The organism is Neisseria sp. P0021.S007 (assembly GCF_051956855.1).
In genome coordinates, this window is record NZ_JBQCXA010001111.1 from 1 (window position 1) to 530 (window position 530).

The following is a 530-nucleotide window of genomic DNA, read 5'->3' on the forward strand; positions in this document are numbered from 1 at the left end:
ACATATGGTTGTAACCGTATGCCTTATTTTTTAGCTTTCTCTAGTATGGCTGTTCAATGGACAGAGTTAATCTATCGGTAATGGTGTATTGGCAAAATATCGGGTTCATTTGTGATTTTGCTGCGTCATGTATTCCAAGGCGTGTTGTGCAAGCGTATTGCCTTGGGCGGCGGCTTTTTCAAACCAAGATTTTGCTTGGGTAACATTTTGGGTTACCCCTTGTCCGTTTTCGTATAAAACGCCCAAGTTGTTTTGAGCATTCGCGTTCCCTTGTTCTGCTGCTTTGTTATACCAATATTTCGCTTTGGGATAATTTTGGGTAACGCCTTGTCCCTCGGCAAACATGATGCCTAAATTATATTGCGCTTTAGCATTACCTTTCTTGGCAGCTTTTTCAAACCATGACTTGGCAAGCTTATAGTCTTGAGCTACACCTTCACCCGAGTAATACATCAAACCCAAGTAAAATTGTGCGCTGTCTTCTCCTTGGTCCGCTGCTTTGTGAAACCAAGTTTTTGCCTGTATATAAT

1 protein-coding gene is annotated in these 530 nt (G+C 41.7%); it reads right to left on the reverse strand.

Annotation, left to right across the window (positions count from 1 at the left end):
• Nucleotides 1-105: 105 nt before the first annotated feature.
• Nucleotides 106-530 (reverse strand): tetratricopeptide repeat protein (locus tag ACTHUR_RS17785; protein ID WP_440400057.1); only part of this gene is annotated, 425 nt, incomplete at its 5' end.